16 protein-coding genes and 3 pseudogenes are annotated in these 15,140 nt (G+C 36.4%); 3 read left to right on the forward strand and 16 right to left on the reverse strand.

What is annotated here, in order from left to right; genetic code table 11:
• Nucleotides 1-184: 184 nt before the first annotated feature.
• The 4 genes from QUF99_RS17665 to QUF99_RS17680 form a co-directional block, all read right to left on the reverse strand.
• Nucleotides 185-610, reverse strand: coding sequence for an ATP synthase subunit I (locus QUF99_RS17665; protein ID WP_289371617.1), 426 nt, complete (start codon nt 608-610; stop codon nt 185-187).
• Nucleotides 611-662: 52 nt separating this feature from the next.
• Nucleotides 663-1,985 carry a hemolysin family protein gene (locus tag QUF99_RS17670; RefSeq protein ID WP_289371618.1) on the reverse strand — a complete coding sequence of 441 codons (1,323 nt, stop codon included), beginning with the start codon at nt 1,983-1,985 and terminating at the stop codon, nt 663-665.
• 122 nt (nt 1,986-2,107) lie between these two features.
• On the reverse strand, nt 2,108-2,515 hold the full coding sequence (locus QUF99_RS17675; protein ID WP_286120972.1) for a MerR family transcriptional regulator: 408 nt from the start codon (nt 2,513-2,515) through the stop codon (nt 2,108-2,110).
• Between the two features lie 274 nt (nt 2,516-2,789).
• Complete coding sequence (locus tag QUF99_RS17680; protein WP_289371619.1) at nt 2,790-3,146, reverse strand: SH3 domain-containing protein; 357 nt, start codon at nt 3,144-3,146, stop codon at nt 2,790-2,792.
• Between the two features lie 239 nt (nt 3,147-3,385).
• Here QUF99_RS17680 and QUF99_RS17685 point away from each other — a divergent pair, with 239 nt between their 5' ends.
• On the forward strand, nt 3,386-4,285 hold the full coding sequence (locus QUF99_RS17685; RefSeq protein WP_289371620.1) for a DMT family transporter: 900 nt from the start codon (nt 3,386-3,388) through the stop codon (nt 4,283-4,285).
• A gap of 20 nt (nt 4,286-4,305) precedes the next feature.
• Here the strand turns inward: QUF99_RS17685 and QUF99_RS17690 are convergent, their stop codons facing one another.
• Nucleotides 4,306-4,524 carry a LysR substrate-binding domain-containing protein gene (locus QUF99_RS17690; protein ID WP_289371621.1) on the reverse strand — a complete coding sequence of 73 codons (219 nt, stop codon included), beginning with the start codon at nt 4,522-4,524 and terminating at the stop codon, nt 4,306-4,308.
• Nucleotides 4,525-4,684: 160 nt separating this feature from the next.
• Between QUF99_RS17690 and QUF99_RS17695 the strand changes: the two genes are divergently transcribed.
• Entirely contained in the window at nt 4,685-4,858 is a 174-nt protein-coding gene (locus QUF99_RS17695) for a DUF1272 domain-containing protein (RefSeq protein ID WP_289371623.1), read from the forward strand.
• Nucleotides 4,859-4,977: 119 nt separating this feature from the next.
• Here QUF99_RS17695 and QUF99_RS17700 read toward each other — a convergent pair whose 3' ends face one another.
• The 9 genes and pseudogenes from QUF99_RS17700 to QUF99_RS17740 form a co-directional block, all read right to left on the reverse strand.
• Entirely contained in the window at nt 4,978-5,550 is a 573-nt protein-coding gene (locus QUF99_RS17700; protein WP_289371625.1) for an SGNH/GDSL hydrolase family protein, read from the reverse strand.
• A gap of 21 nt (nt 5,551-5,571) precedes the next feature.
• On the reverse strand, nt 5,572-6,396 hold the full coding sequence (locus QUF99_RS17705) for an MBL fold metallo-hydrolase (protein ID WP_289371627.1): 825 nt from the start codon (nt 6,394-6,396) through the stop codon (nt 5,572-5,574).
• Between the two features lie 20 nt (nt 6,397-6,416).
• Entirely contained in the window at nt 6,417-6,977 is a 561-nt protein-coding gene (locus QUF99_RS17710; RefSeq protein ID WP_289371628.1) for a DUF7010 family protein, read from the reverse strand.
• A gap of 478 nt (nt 6,978-7,455) precedes the next feature.
• Nucleotides 7,456-7,662: pseudogene (locus QUF99_RS17715) on the reverse strand (GNAT family N-acetyltransferase); the annotation flags it as partial.
• A 162-nt stretch (nt 7,663-7,824) separates the two neighbouring features.
• Nucleotides 7,825-9,030, reverse strand: coding sequence for a Ger(x)C family spore germination protein (locus QUF99_RS17720; RefSeq protein ID WP_289371630.1), 1,206 nt, complete (start codon nt 9,028-9,030; stop codon nt 7,825-7,827).
• Entirely contained in the window at nt 9,011-10,117 is a 1,107-nt protein-coding gene (locus QUF99_RS17725; RefSeq protein WP_289371632.1) for a spore germination protein, read from the reverse strand. Before QUF99_RS17725 ends, QUF99_RS17720 begins: the two co-directional genes overlap by 20 nt.
• A complete protein-coding gene (locus QUF99_RS17730; protein WP_483298637.1) occupies nt 10,117-11,658 on the reverse strand; it encodes a spore germination protein in 1,542 nt (513 codons plus the stop codon). The genes QUF99_RS17725 and QUF99_RS17730 overlap by 1 nt, the downstream gene beginning before the upstream one ends.
• Before the next feature lie 26 nt (nt 11,659-11,684).
• The gene (locus QUF99_RS17735) at nt 11,685-11,810 is read right to left on the reverse strand and encodes a hypothetical protein (RefSeq protein WP_289371635.1); all 126 of its coding nucleotides are present in this window, start codon (nt 11,808-11,810) and stop codon (nt 11,685-11,687) included.
• A 309-nt stretch (nt 11,811-12,119) separates the two neighbouring features.
• Nucleotides 12,120-12,233, reverse strand: a pseudogene (locus QUF99_RS17740) (phosphate-starvation-inducible protein PsiE); the annotation flags it as partial.
• On the opposite strand from QUF99_RS17740, the pseudogene QUF99_RS17745 reads away from it, so the two are divergent.
• Nucleotides 12,215-12,325 (forward strand): annotated as a pseudogene (locus QUF99_RS17745) (glutamine amidotransferase); the annotation flags it as partial. The pseudogenes QUF99_RS17740 and QUF99_RS17745 overlap by 19 nt on opposite strands.
• Before the next feature lie 296 nt (nt 12,326-12,621).
• On the opposite strand, the gene iscB reads toward QUF99_RS17745, so the two are convergent.
• Nucleotides 12,622-13,869 carry an RNA-guided endonuclease IscB gene (gene iscB, locus QUF99_RS17750; RefSeq protein ID WP_289371636.1) on the reverse strand — a complete coding sequence of 416 codons (1,248 nt, stop codon included), beginning with the start codon at nt 13,867-13,869 and terminating at the stop codon, nt 12,622-12,624.
• A gap of 417 nt (nt 13,870-14,286) precedes the next feature.
• On the reverse strand, nt 14,287-15,036 hold the full coding sequence (locus QUF99_RS17755) for a Nif3-like dinuclear metal center hexameric protein (RefSeq protein WP_289371637.1): 750 nt from the start codon (nt 15,034-15,036) through the stop codon (nt 14,287-14,289).
• Between the last annotated feature and the right edge of the window lie 104 nt (nt 15,037-15,140).

Here is a 15,140-nt window from a genome sequence, read left to right on the forward strand (position 1 = left end):
TCTTCTATATAAATCCATTTTGATTTTTCGACATATAAGACGCGGCTATGGATAACAAAAAGTGACCTGCACTCGTTTTCTCTCTTTGTTTTCACTGGGCATGGGGCAGGAAAAGGATCTGACCGCTTCTATGCATGGCCGGATGCTCTCTTCCACCTAAAAAGAAGGGTTTTATGTCGGTTTTTTAATTTGTATTTATATAATTGTTCTCATCCATACTCTTTTCTTTTCGCTTTTCCTCTTCCTTTATCATCTGTGCATTCGCATACGCTAAATTCGCAATCATTAAAAAATGTCCTCCTAAAATACCTGTACCAAATGCCCACATTTCCATTTCGTGTTCAATTTCATACATAATGATCGCACCTAATATAGCAGCTGCAAAACGATTTAACACACCTAATCCAGGTGCCCGTGTCTTTGACACAATACTTTTCCCAAGTTTTTCAACACGGCGTGCTAATAGCCAAAGACAATATGCACTTACCGCTAATCCGATACCAAAACCGGTAACTTGTTTGGAAAAAGGCGTAACTGCCCACATGAGTAGTAAACCACTAAAGATTGTATATAATTGTAATCGATATACACGTAACGCAACTTGAATCAAAATATCCGCTCCTAATTTCCATTTTTACATTGAGCAAAAAAGAAGCAGCAACTTACACAGTTGCTACTTTCTCTTGTTGATGATCAATTTTTCGAATTTCGACGCGTTTAATTTGATATGCATCTTTTTCAAGAACTTTAAACTCATAATCTTCCGCTTCTACACATTGACCTTCTTCAATTTCATGATTTTGCATCATAATCCATCCACCAATTGTATCTACATCATCTTCTTCGATGTGTAAACCAAATAAATCTTTCACTTCCGTAATCAACACTTTTCCATCTACAATTTTGTGATTGTCATTTATGTGTTGAATTGGTGGACTTTCATCTTCATCATATTCATCACGGATTTCGCCGACGATTTCTTCCAATATATCTTCAAGCGTTACAATTCCGGCTGTACCTCCGTACTCATCATATAAAACAGCCATTGGAATTCGCTTTTTCTGCATTTGCAGAAGTAAATCATGAATTGGAGTAGTTTCCATAACTTCAATAATCGGACGCATATACGTGCGAATAGATGATAAATCTTCTTTATCGTTGTTCATGTATCGAATAAAGAAATCTTTTACGTTGACCATACCGATAATATCATCTTTATCTTCTCCAAAGATTGGATAACGTGTATATCTTTCACCTTGGATAATCTTCATGTGTTCTTCTACTGAATCTTCGAGATAGAAACCAACGATCTCTGTACGCGGTACCATAATTTCTTTCGCAATGCGGTTATCGAATTCAAAGATATTATTTACATACTTATATTCCGCTTGATTAATCTCTCCGTTTTCATAGCTGTCTGAAAGAATCAATCGCAATTCTTCTTCAGTATGAGCTACTTCATGTTCAGAAACTGGCTTCAAGCCGAATAATCCAGTTACAACACGTGCTGAACTGTTTAGTACCCAAATAAATGGATACATAACTTTATAGAACGTCATCAAAGGTCCAGCAAATAGTAAAGTTACTTTTTCAGCCTTTTGAATTGCCATTGTTTTCGGTGCCAATTCACCTACTACAACGTGCAAATAAGTCATTGTCATAAACGCAAGACCGAAAGTCAAAACTTGTGAAATGGAAGGATTTAAATTCCATTTTTCAAATAATGGATGCAATAATTTCTCGATTGTCGGTTCACCTAACCAACCAAGTCCCATTGCTGTAACTGTAATTCCTAACTGACATGCAGATAAATATTCATCTAAATTCGTTGTTACCTTTTTTGCTGCTAACGCACCGCGTTTTCCTTCCGCAACCAGCTGATCAATGCGACTTGTACGTATTTTAACAATCGCAAACTCTGCTGCTACGAAAAATCCAGTAAATGCGATTAAAATCGCAACCATGACTAAATTAAATATTTCCAATGAATCCCCTTAGTTACAAAACTAAGGTGTTCACCTCCTGTATACTATAATGTTTTCTTATTTTTGTTTCATTAGAAAACATAGCGCTATACAGAAATTAAAGGGGCCGGATACAGCTTATATTATAAAAGTAGTATAAGTGTTTGTATTAAAGCTGTCGTTTGACCAGATAAAGACTTCGATATTTTGTCACGTTGTGAATCTGTTAGCCCATCTAACAGAGGTTTCAACTGTGTTAACTCTGTTTCTAATCGATGGATATGGTCTGTCACTTCATTCACTTGTCTCGAAACGTGTTCATTGATACCGAGCAGCTTCTTCTTCTCCTCGATCCTCTCTTTAATCTCACAAAGCGGCATATGCATTTCTTTGCACTTCTCAATAAATTGTAATGTTTCAAATGCTGTTTCATCGTAATAGCGATAATTAGATTGAGATCGCTCCGCTTTTAAGATACCTAGATTCGTATAATAATCAATCGTTCGTTTCGATACATGAGCCAAGTGAGCCAACTGTCCGATTCGATACACCTTCCCAACGATTTTCCCCCCTCATTCATATTAATAACATCATACAGCACATAAACTGTACAGTCAAACGTGACGGTTAATTGAATTGTAAAAAAAGATCCACTTTATGATGCAGATCTCTATTTCGATTGTTGTATATTCCATTATTTTCGACATATCATTTGCAGTACAATGAGTAGTGAGAGTAATTAGAAACAACAAGATATACTACAACATTACAATACTTATTTGATACATATAATGAGTTCATGAACTGTATACTCCAGTAAGCCTTCTACTTCACTAACCTTACGTTTTGGTTTGGAACCCATCCAGCCTGTTTATTTTTTATTTCTTCACACCAAATCCAACCATTTAATTCCTTTAAACCAGTAAGAACATCTCCTATTTCTACGTCTAATTCTTTTGCTGTATATGTTTCTAGCACAATACCGACATCATTTTTATCACGTATTATAATTTGCTCTGGAACCCACCCTTCCCGATCATCATGCTCTGCACGACAATATACCCAATTCTTCCAGTTTTCTGGACCTGAATATGCATTCCCGATTAATACTTGATCTCCTTTTTCTAATCTAATCGGCTCTGGATAATTACTTATATGAGACTGAATCACAACATATTTCATATTAAACCCCCAATAATCTGAAAATTAAGTTATAATTTCATTATAAACTTATTCATGAGAAGGAAATACAAAACATAGAGAGGAGGATATTTATGTACTACAACCATTTATTCGAAAACGACCAACCAGTAGTCCGTCTATAATCTAAGACGGGCATACGTATCCTTTCCGAAATAAACATGCCTCGTCTTAGGATTCCATAATATATAATCCTAAAATAGACGGAGGTTACTTTACTTATGAAGCAAACACTTTTAGGCGCAATCTGTTTATCACTCGCAGCGAGTATTTGGGGCGGTATGTACGTTGTCAGTAAATATGTATTAGACTTTGTTCCCCCACTTACACTCGTTTGGCTTCGTTTCATCATTGCTTTTGTAGTTTTATATGTAATTCTAACAACTACACAACGGAAACAAAAAACTATGCTACAAATTAATAAAAAAGACTGGTTGCTCTTTGCTTGGATTGGTTTCATCGGTTATTTCATCTCTATAACGTTTCAATTTGTTGGGACGAAATTATCAGATGCTCACACGGGCTCTTTAGTTACAGCAGCAACCCCGACATTTATGGTCATATTCGCAGCTGTGATATTAAAAGAAAAGCTAACTGCTCGTAAAATCATTTCTATCGTCCTAGCAACAATAGGTGTCATTATTGTAATTGGATGGGATATAGAAATCGGGACATATTTTGTTGGCACAGTCATTTTAGTTGGTGCTGCAATTACGTGGGCATTACTATCGATTTATGTCAAAATTGCTTCTAGTCGTTTTTCTTCCTTAACCATTACAACGTATGCGATATTCTTTGCGCTCCTTTTCATTACACCTTGTATGATTTGGGAGCTACAATCTAATCCGATTGGAAATATAGACGCCTATATCGTCTTAGGCATTCTATATTTAGGTATTATTTCTACTGCTGGCGCCTTTTTTCTTTGGAATAAAGGTTTGGAGTTAATGGATGCTAGTATTGGTTCACTATTTTTCTTTTTCCAGCCTATTGTTGGATCATTATTAGGGTGGCTACTTTTAAATGAGAGGTTAAATATTAACTTTTTTATTGGCGGTTCTCTAATTATTTTAAGTGTTATTGTGGTTACATTAGAACGAAAAAACGCAGGTTCTCTTTAAGAGCCTGCGTTTTTCTATTCCTAACAAAATAATTTATACAAAGTTTTACCCATTTTATCAGTTCGCGTAATCAAATAAATCGCTCTCTGTTTTTGAAAATCCCGAATAGGGATTGTAGAAAGCGACAAATGTCCCGTTCGTTCTGCAATTGTTCGTGGAACAATCGTAATTCCCGCTCCTGCTGCCACCGTACCAAGAATAAAAACTCGAAACAACGGCAGTTCAAAGCGCTCATTCATTGAGTAATCGTTAAATTTATCAATTTATAAAAAAATAAAGATAATTCATTTCAAGTGCTACATCATTCTACCAATTCCGTTTCACATACAAAGGTAATTCTCATTGTTTTCAATTATGATTGAATTATAAATATACATTCAATTAATAGGGGGAAATAATATGGCCTTAGAAATGAAAACAAACTGTCAAACTTGTAGCACTGCTCTTCAATCGGATTCAGAAGCGTACATATGTGTATATGAATGTACATTTTGTGCACCTTGCACAGAAAAAACGCATCATGTTTGTCCAAATTGCGGCGGTGAATTAGTACGAAGACCGAAAAAGAAATAATAGAAAAAAGAGCAAAACCTTTCGAGGCTTTGCTCTTGTTTTATCACAATGAATCCATTAATAATTCCATCCTGTATATTTCCCTCTCCATATAACACAACTGTTATGTAATGACTACGCTAAAAGCAATGTATTTCCTTCAACTTATCTCCTATTAATCCAGATAAATATTCATAACCAGCTACTCCAAAGTGCAGTCCGTCACTCTCTTCATTCTCTACATATTTCTTATATTCTGGCTCTTGAATCATATGAGAGTATAGATCTAGCAAATGGCTTCCAGTTTGTTCTGCTACTTCTTCCATAACTTTTGCATATTCTTGTAAAACAGCATTTGTTCTTGCGTACTGCCTTGTCTCATCCACTGGTGCAGGACTAATGAGCAATACTTTTTCGGGTGAAATTCTTCTTACAATTTCTTTTACGTTTTTTCTATATTCTTGTAATGATATTACTTTATGAAATGCTGCATCATTCGCACCAAAAAATACAGTTACAAACATAGGTCGATAAGATAATACATCTTCTTCTATTCTTTGCAAAGCATCAAACGTATTGTCACCAGGCACACCGGCATTTACTACCTTCCACTCCGGAAACAAATCTTGTAAACGTGGTGTTAATCTAGGTATTCCATTCCAAAATGTCTCATCGGCTGTAATACTATCTCCAAAACATACTAATGTTTTCATCGTTTTCCTCCGGTAATTTTCTTATGTATGAAACAACTTTCCTTCCAACGCTGCAATATAACGTTCTGCTGACCGTTGAACAGCTTCATTCGCATCATTTTTTACCATTCGATGAAATGCATTATATAAGCGATTGAACGGTAGTGTTTTCACTTTTCCCGCCATCTCTTCTACTTTTCTTGCAGGTAATGGAATGAGATTTGGATAGCTGTACATAAAACTTACCCAGTACTGATCAGCCACAACTTGAATGATATCACCTGTTAATAGAATTCCTTTTCTATCATTTCCTTGTTCCCAATGTAAAACTGAGCCACCTTTAAAATGTCCACCTAAACGATGTACAGTTAACCCCTCAGCTAATTGCAATGACTCACCCGTCCAAAAAACAATACGCTTACTTGGACGCATTACCCATTGTTGGTCATCCTTATGTATATAGATTGGTACATCAAATCTTTCTGCCCATTCTACTTGTGTAGAATAATAGTGCGGATGGGATAATGCAATAGCATGCAGTCCACCTAAAGATTCTACTTCCTGAATTGTTTCTTCGTCTAAGTATGAGATACAATCCCATAACAAATTAAATGATTCCGTTTGTACGAAATATGCTGTTTGGCCAATCGCAAATTCTGGTTTTGTTGTAATGCTATGTAACCCTTTTTCTTCCTCTATCACTGCATTTTCATATGTACTACCTTCTTGCAATTCCTCTAGCGTTGTCCAAGATTGTCCTTTTGGATTAACATATTGCCTTTCCTCATTGCAAATTACACAATTTATTGGTTCTTCTACGCTCGCTGCATATTGTACACCACACGTCACACAAACATAATTTTCCACAAAAATTCCTCCATCCCTATTTACTGTTCAATTTCATTCTGATGTGTTGCTACACTCTTATTTTCCACTGATAAACTCACAAGTGTTACAAGATAGACAATTGTAATCGCAATTGGTATTGCAACATACCCTTTCTCAGCAAAAAAAATTCCGCAGATGGATGCCGCTACAATCGTACCAACTGACAACAAACCATAACTCTTGCTTTCATATATCCAAACATATGGTAAAAAATGAACACCTACTAATACCGCAACTGTAAATGGTAACCACTCTGACATTTGGAAATACATTAACAATACAAGCGGAATATTCAGAATATTAATCGCGCCAATTACACCGCCTAAAGCTCCCATCGGATTCCCTTTCGCAAACATATCAATTTTTAATAACGCTGCTAACATTAAACCAAATGGAAAAACACATCCCATTCCAATGAGATATACCCAAACTGTTTGCTTCTCTTCTAATAAAATCCCTGTCACACTAGCAATAATCCAAAATACAAAACCAGCTAATACGACTGGAATCCCCTTTTTCGTTTTTCGTGCTAAATCTCTTTTTGCGTCGATAACGTTCATCTTTCTCCCCCATAATATTACTATGCTTTGTAGTATATTCATTTCACTTTGTTAACCTTTTAAAATGAAATATTATAAAGTGAAAATTAATGTGTAACAACATTATTATTTGACATACAAATGGAAATCCCTCTAAAAATCTTTATATTAAAAGCATTTAATTATCATTTCACAATTATATTAATCCATTTTGATTTTTCGACATATAGCCGCGGCTATGGATAACAAAAGGTGACCTGCACTCGTTTTCTCTCTCTGTTTTCACTTAGCATGGGGCAGGAAAAGGATCTGACCGCTTCTATGCATGGCCGGATGCTCTCTCCCACCTAAAAAGAAGGGGTTTATGTCGGCTTTTTAATTTGTATTTATATAACTAAGACATATTTACAATTTGAATACGTCTTAGTTAAGAGCCTATTTTTCTTGTAACAATAAAGAATAAGCTCGCATTCATTCCATTAGTTAAATAAGCTCGCAACTATTTTTTAATATTTTTTTGAAATTTACTATGACCGTCCGTTATACCAAAATGTTCAAAACCATTGTTCTTATAGAAGTTGTTTAGTTTGATATTGTTTACGATACAATCTAGCTTTAGGTACTCTTTATCACTTTTAGTATTCTCTTGTATCCAAATCAAAATGTTTTTTCCTATTCCATTTTTCATATATTTAGGGATAACCGCACATGCCCATCAACCTAACAGAACAGGTTGCCCCCAAAACGATAAAAATGATCTTTGTTGCTATAAAAGACAAAAAATTTTCGCTTTGGGGGCATTATATAATTTTAACCTGATGGTGGTGTGGCGGTACCCTACTATGTCATGCAATAAAGAATCTCACTTCTAAGATCCTTCCGTACCATAGTCCTGGATCGTTAACTTTATGCTGTATTTGATTGGAATCTCACTAAATGTTTTATCCCAATCTTTTTCAACCTTTTCCCATACTTTTGGATACTCAATTCTTAATCTGTTACCGAAGCCAGCAACATCGACCTGATATTCCTTTTGAGTCTTTTTTAATGTATGCTTCACCAATCGTTTCACTTCTTGTTTCGCAGCTTTTTCTACACTTTTTAGAAACTTATTTTCAAAAGGTTTTCCCGAAGTGACCCAGTTTTCAGATAGCCGTCCCTCTGATTGGATATCAACATCAAAAGAGATATTATCCCCTTTAACGTGGGGTTGAATTTTACTCTTCATAGATTTCACTTCATACATGATGGGTTTTCCTGTCTTTTCATCAAAACTTTTCACCAAACCGCTTTTCCCTTTCCCAGTTAGCCATGTTAAGCCTTCCAACTCATTTTCATTCAAAAAACCACGCAGCTTTTTTGTCTTCCCTTTGATTACGGCAGCGCCCGCAAATTTCACTTCTCCATTTACCGAAATCACATTTGGCAAAAGAAAACTAGCTCCTGACCGTATCTTTCCTGGTAATTTAGCAAGCGGCATAGGAGGTAAAATCCGCGATGATCTATATTGATTATCCGCAATTCCAAGCAAAAGGAACGCTGGAATTTCTCCTTTTTCCTTCGATTTCAATGTCTCGCTAGCTCGCCCTTTACTAATCAACACGAGACAATTTGGTCTCATCTCATTATCACGGATATAAATATCCAGTAGCTGTTTCAAACTATACATTCGTGCAAGACTTTCACTAACAACAATCACTTTCGTGTGATGAAAAATTATAGGCCGCTGCCTTCTTAATGCAACTTCACGAATCGATTGGTGAAGGGAATCTCCAGTTTCAGAAATATTCGTGTAAGGTTTTTGTTGTGATATTCCACCTTTTCCTCCTCCTGATGATGCTTGTGGTGTAACAAATTGATAGGTTGATGTTACAAGATTTTTTTTCTGATAACCTCCTCCTTGTTCTTCTATATCTCTCTCAACATTCGTCTCCTTCCCTTTATCAAATGCCAAACCTACCGCGAAACCGAGTTCTTCAATTTCATGGCTGCTCCAACATCCTGTAAGAGCCAGAAGCAAAAGAACTGATGATACAACGAAAAGAAATCGTACATTATTCACACTTCGGTTCATTCTTTCTCTTCCTCCATCTCAAAATTACAAGGAGAAGCAGTGGCAGGATACCGAATAATACAATCGCAGCATTACCAATCATATCCCCAAATTTAAATATATCATTAATGTTTTTCGGTATCCCAGCAATGATATAAATAACCGGAAGTAACCCGTACATAAATGAGTGACTATTCTTGTTAAAAAGCTGTGCCAATCCCAAGGCAGCAGCATAGTAGCAGATTGTATAAGTTGCAAATATTTGCATGATCCATATCACAAGTAATAAAGACTCAAACCGTTCAAATATCAAACCGGGGATTTCAAAACTTCGCATAAGATCAATTGTAGGCCAGGTTCTCATTACCACCCCATCAACTGAAAACGCTCCTATCACCATAACAACTGTAATGACATAAAAGATTAAGGGAATAGCAGTTCCGATGAGAACGACTTTTACAGCTTGGAGTGGATGTTTCATAAATGCCAAAAGGAGCAACATGATTTCGGCTCCTGAATATGCGAGAGTTGTTGTTTTTATACCTTTTAATACAGGGAGAACTCCTAAACCTAATACAGGACGGAGATTATCTAACTCAAATATTCCAATACTCATAAAGGAAGTCAGCAAAAAAATGAAGACTGTAATTGGAAATATTATTTCAAACAGACGAGCTATCGAGTTGATACCGCCTAAGTTCAAATAAATACTCACCCACATAAACGGCATGATAATAGCCCACCCAGGGGTGCCTTCCAATAAAAAAAAACTTGTTACTTCTCCTAGCACTCTAACTTCAAATGAGGAAAGCATAACAAAGTAGCCTACAATGAGTAGACTAAGTAACGCCCCCACCCATTTCCCTACAATGTCTTGACTATATTGATAAAAAGTTTTTCCAGGAAACTGTTGACTTAATTTAACGATGATTACCCCTGCAACCATCGCAATTAACCCCCCGACAATAACAGTTATCCAAACATCTGGTGTCTTGACTTTCTCCGCAGCTGTTCTAGGCAGAGTGAGAATTCCTACTGCAAGTACATAATTAATAAGAATGACAACTGCTTGCGAAGTAGGAATTCGATCTTTCGGGCCGGTAATCATCACTCTTCACTTCCTTTTCGTATTGAATCTTTCGGATTCAACATTTTCGGACGACGTTTCATCATCTGAAGTGGCATACGAATCACGAAATCCTTCCAATCATTAAATCGATAAAGAACGGCTGGGCTGGCATAGGGCACACCAAAACTCTTCAATCTCGCTATATGACTGCATAAGAAAAGAAAAAACAAAATGACCCCATATAATCCAAATATGGCAGCACAAAACATAACTACAAAACGAAGGATACGTAATGGAATTGCTGTACTATAGTGTGAGAGAGCGAAGGAAGAAATAGCGGTTACTGCTACTACGATGACCATAACTGGACTGACAATCCCTGCCTGTACTGCAGCCTCTCCAATGATTAATCCACCGACAATCCCCATCGCTGAACCAATCGGTTTAGGCAGACGCAATCCTGCTTCCCGTAAAATTTCGATGGCTATTTCCATAAACAGCCCTTCTATAATTGCAGGAAACGGAACCCCTTCTCGTCCTCCTATGATCGAAATAGCTAACTTAGTTGGAATCAATCCGGGGTGAAATGAGATAAAAGAAATATATAAAGCAGGTACAAAAAGAGAAATTATCGCTGCTCCAAAACGCAATAAACGGATAAATGTGCCTGGAATCCAACGTTCATAATAATCTTCGGGCGACTGCATCAGCATGCTAAATGTAACTGGAACAATCAAGGCAAAAGGCGTTCCATCCAATAAAATCGCAACCCGACCTTCCATTAATGCAGCGATGACCCGATCAGGTCGCTCCGTACTCTGTACTTGCGGAAAAGGACTGAGGTAATTATCTTCGATGAGCTGCTCTACATATCCTGATTCTGGCACATTATCAATATCGATTTTCTGAATTCTTTTCTTAACCTCTTCTACTAATTCCGAATCAGCAATTTCTTTCATATAGGCGATGACTAGTTCTTTTTTTGCCCGCTTTCCTACTTGAAATTTTATTAATGATAAGCCCTCATTTTCACCATGGCGTCGCAAAAGGGCGGTATTATCACTTAAAGTTTCTGTGAAGCCTACCCGTGGACCTCTGACCGATACCTCTGATATGGGTTCTTCAACATTCCGCGTTTTCCCTTTCGTTGTACCCAGAATTAGTACATCTGATAATCCATCAATCAAAAGTGCCGTTGAACCCATTAACACTTTTGACATCAACTCTTTTATAGAATAAACTTCTTCTATGCCACTAACGGAAAGCACCCGATTCTTAATAAACTCTTTTGAAATGGCACCTTCCACATAAAACGGTGCACCCTTATACTCTTCATAAAAATTAAGCATCAATGACTTCATAATATGCATATCGATAAGATCTTTATCCGACAGTCCTTCCACAAAAACAAGCGCTGCTCGAACGTCCGTACATCCAATGTTAAACTCGCGAAAGTGTACGTCCGAATTATAACGAATTTCTTCTTTTACACTCGTTAAATCCATCGTGAAATTGCCTGTAAAATGGCCTGTTGCGCTTTGCTCCTTATATGTATAAGCTTGTTTTTCTATCTGCTTCATCTTTGATTCCTGTTCTTTCATCCTCATCACTCTTTCTCTAATGTACGGATCCAGCTAAAAACTCGTGAGGCCACATAAGGAATGAAAAATACGATAAAAGCTTGCACAAACACTTTCCAATCTGGAAGATAAGAAATAAGCGTTTTCCACATTTTAATCACCTAATATCTGCAGTTGACACTGCGATTTCTCACCCTAATTGGAATTTCTTAAGCATTATTATGCCTTACATGTGGAATTTTAATCCAATCAAAATTTTATAATGACTTTCTGATTGCTGTTAGATATACTTTTTGCGATATATGTCCACTAATCATTTCATCAAATACATTCCGCTTTCAAACTCTTCATTTCCATCAATTCACGAGCTCTCCCTACTTATACAAAAAAATCGTGCAGACCAAAGTATTGGTCTGCACGATTTTTTTGTATATTTTTATAGATTTGTTTTCATATACTACTTAATGTTTCTTCAAATCCCTCATATTAGATATATACAAAGCAATCACTAAAATGAGAATAGCTCCTGCATATAATAATGTTTCAAGCGGCTCTTCATGAGATGGGACCTGCAGTATCTCATGAAAATTTGGTTACTGCATCAGGAATAGCTCCTCTGGGATTTGCGATGGAAGTACTGAAAAAATTAGATGTATTTGCACCAGAACCGTGACATCTATCTTTTGATTATTTTCTGATGTAGCATTCTGCGTGTTCCTATTTTTTTAAAATCTATCAAATAATTTCAACGATGGCCCTTCTTTCAAATATTGTTAGATTTTTAAGAGATTGATGGATACCAAGAAAATTTCGTATCACTATCAAGTGGTTTATTCTGTGTTTCCTTTTTAATTAGGCTGAACCATTCGTTTAACGTACTTCCCGAAAGAAGTCCCCATCTTCAAGCGCGTGACGGGCGATAGCCAAGCGATAAGGTGGGGATGAATTTCGGTTAGGCATCGCCTAACTGACTTGTAAGAATAACCAATTATGATTGTGGTGCATACATTCAATATCCGATATATTCACTTGTTTATAAGATTTAGCAGGATTTTGTATATAATGGCCGTCCAAATCTTGCACATACACCATCTTCCCTGTAAATCCTGTCACGAATCCTATTTGTCCAAACGCTTTCACCTTATCACCTAGATACATTGTGCCTACGTACGGTGTATTTTTATTATTTCTTTTCGCTGTTCTATTTTTCGTTTTTCTTCCTTTTCTTGCAGTTGCTTCATGAAGAGAACGCTTTTTCTTTCTAAATTGCTTGATGCGAAACTCACCAATTTGCTGATATTCTCGTACCTTTTTCGGATTTGTAATTGCAATGGCATCATTATAGTGTGTTTTTGATAGCCCTAATTCTTTTCGCGTCGGTGTTGTGTAACTACCATATGTAATCTCACAATCTAAGCGCCTCATGATTTGAAGCCGCAAAATATTCATAAAGGCGGTCTCTTTATACTGTTTTGGTTCCTTAAAAACGTGCTTAATTTTTCCTTGATGGAATTTTTCATGGCAATCTTCATGTACTGTCACAAGGTTCTCTGCCATATTTGAACCACCCTTATGTCGCTCAATTATATGGTGTGTGTGCAAAATGCCACCTTTTTTCTTACAGATTTGACATGTATAATGGTCTCTCGCAAATACATAGTATCTTGTATTCCAAAAGCCAAATGCGTCTCCTTGTTGATACGCTTTCCCTTGTATATCAGGGTTCTTTAGTTTTTGGGCATCAAACTTGCCGACTTCTACAATGACTTTTGGTGAAGGTGATAGCGATTTGAATGTCTCAATCCAATGAATGATGTTATCGGTTCGGCTTTGAATTGATGGGGGAAGCCAGCCTTCTTTCTTTTTTCGATTGAGAAAGCGCGCTTTTCGGTAACGGGTTTTACGTTGTCTTCTGCTTCTACGTAGTATGGCTCTAAGCGTGAGATTCTCTTTGACATCTTGACGCAATTCAATGGTTCCTTTGATTAGTACTTTTTCCTCTGTTGTAATTGCGATCCCCACATATTTTGCACCGCTATCGACACCGATTGTAACAGGTTGTACTGTTTCACCAGTCGCATATTGCAATTGAATGGTAAACGGTGTGTAACCTATAATTTTTGCTTTCCCTTGTTTGAGAAGAAGCCGTGCCTTACGAGTACTGCAAGGCATGAGCGGTTCTCCTCGTAAATTCTTGACAAATACACGCATGTTTTGTCCCTCCTAAGAGTTTGTTTCCCTTCGCCAATGTTTGTAGGTGTTAGCAACTTCTTATGAAAGAAGGCTTGTGGTTGACCGTTCCTTCCCAATCAGAACTGTTACAGCGCCACCATAGAGCCAAGAACTAGGGAATTATTCTTGGGTATGCAACCTACGAACGTAGTCTACAAAAGGCTGAGGCTAGACAACCAGGGCTTTTTACAAGCCCCCACTTCAAAACGCGTTAGCGTTTAAGTGGTGGGTAGTTGACTTTGAAAATCTTCAAGAGTATTCGAATACAACTTTTCATCTCCTTTTTCATTCTAATAATTGTTTTACAATTCTCTAGACCTATGGTTTTTCCCTTCTAAATATTAATATTACTATCCAATTAACAATTTAACTAACGTCACCTTTCCTCGTCTTCCTCTATTCCAAATGTTCTTCAAATAACTGAACAATTTCTAAAGTTGGATTTTCCCCTTTCAATTTGAAAACAAGGCTTTCCACACCAAATATTTCTGTAAACGTATGACTACCGACAATTAGATTAACTCCTTTAAATTTTGCATACTGAACCGTATATAATGTTTTTTCCCCTGTTATATATGTATCACAACCTCTTTCCAATGCCTTTTGTATGATATTCGTATTATTTCCTGCTCCCGTCAAAATTGCTACTTTTTTCACTTGTTTATCATTATTTTTCCACGATTTCACTTCTTCCTCTAATCTGTCCTCTACTCTTTCTACAAGTTCAGAAAAAGACATCGGTAATTCATATTCTCCAATCCCTGGTAGCTCCTCCTCATCACATGAAGAATACTCTATCATTTTATCAATTTCTATTTCTCGAAATAATGACGTACAAGTTCCAAATTGCACAAAATCTAATGGTGAATGTATCCAAAAATGATTGATTTCATATTCTCTGAGCTTCTCTTTACAAGTCTTTTCCATACCATATAAAAAGCTCCATGGTGTATGATGGGTAATAATCATATCCACTTGATTTGCTTTCGCTTCTTCAATCGTTTCTATTGTTAAGTTCGTTGTATAACCTATTTTATTAAATTTATTTTTACTGATATTCGTGAAACCATATTCATCATCGCCGTATTTGTGAAGATGTTCTCCAAATAGTATTTCGATTGATTGATTAAATTGTTCAATATTCATTTCAATTTCTCCTTATTATCGATTCTTTATTACATTTCTCCCCAAATATATATTGTATTTTCATGTACCAAAAACCTTCAAAAATTTATGGATATTACAAAATA

Source organism: Bacillus sp. DX4.1 (genome assembly GCF_030348195.1).
In the GTDB taxonomy this organism is placed as follows: Bacteria; Bacillota; Bacilli; order Bacillales; family Bacillaceae_G; genus Bacillus_A.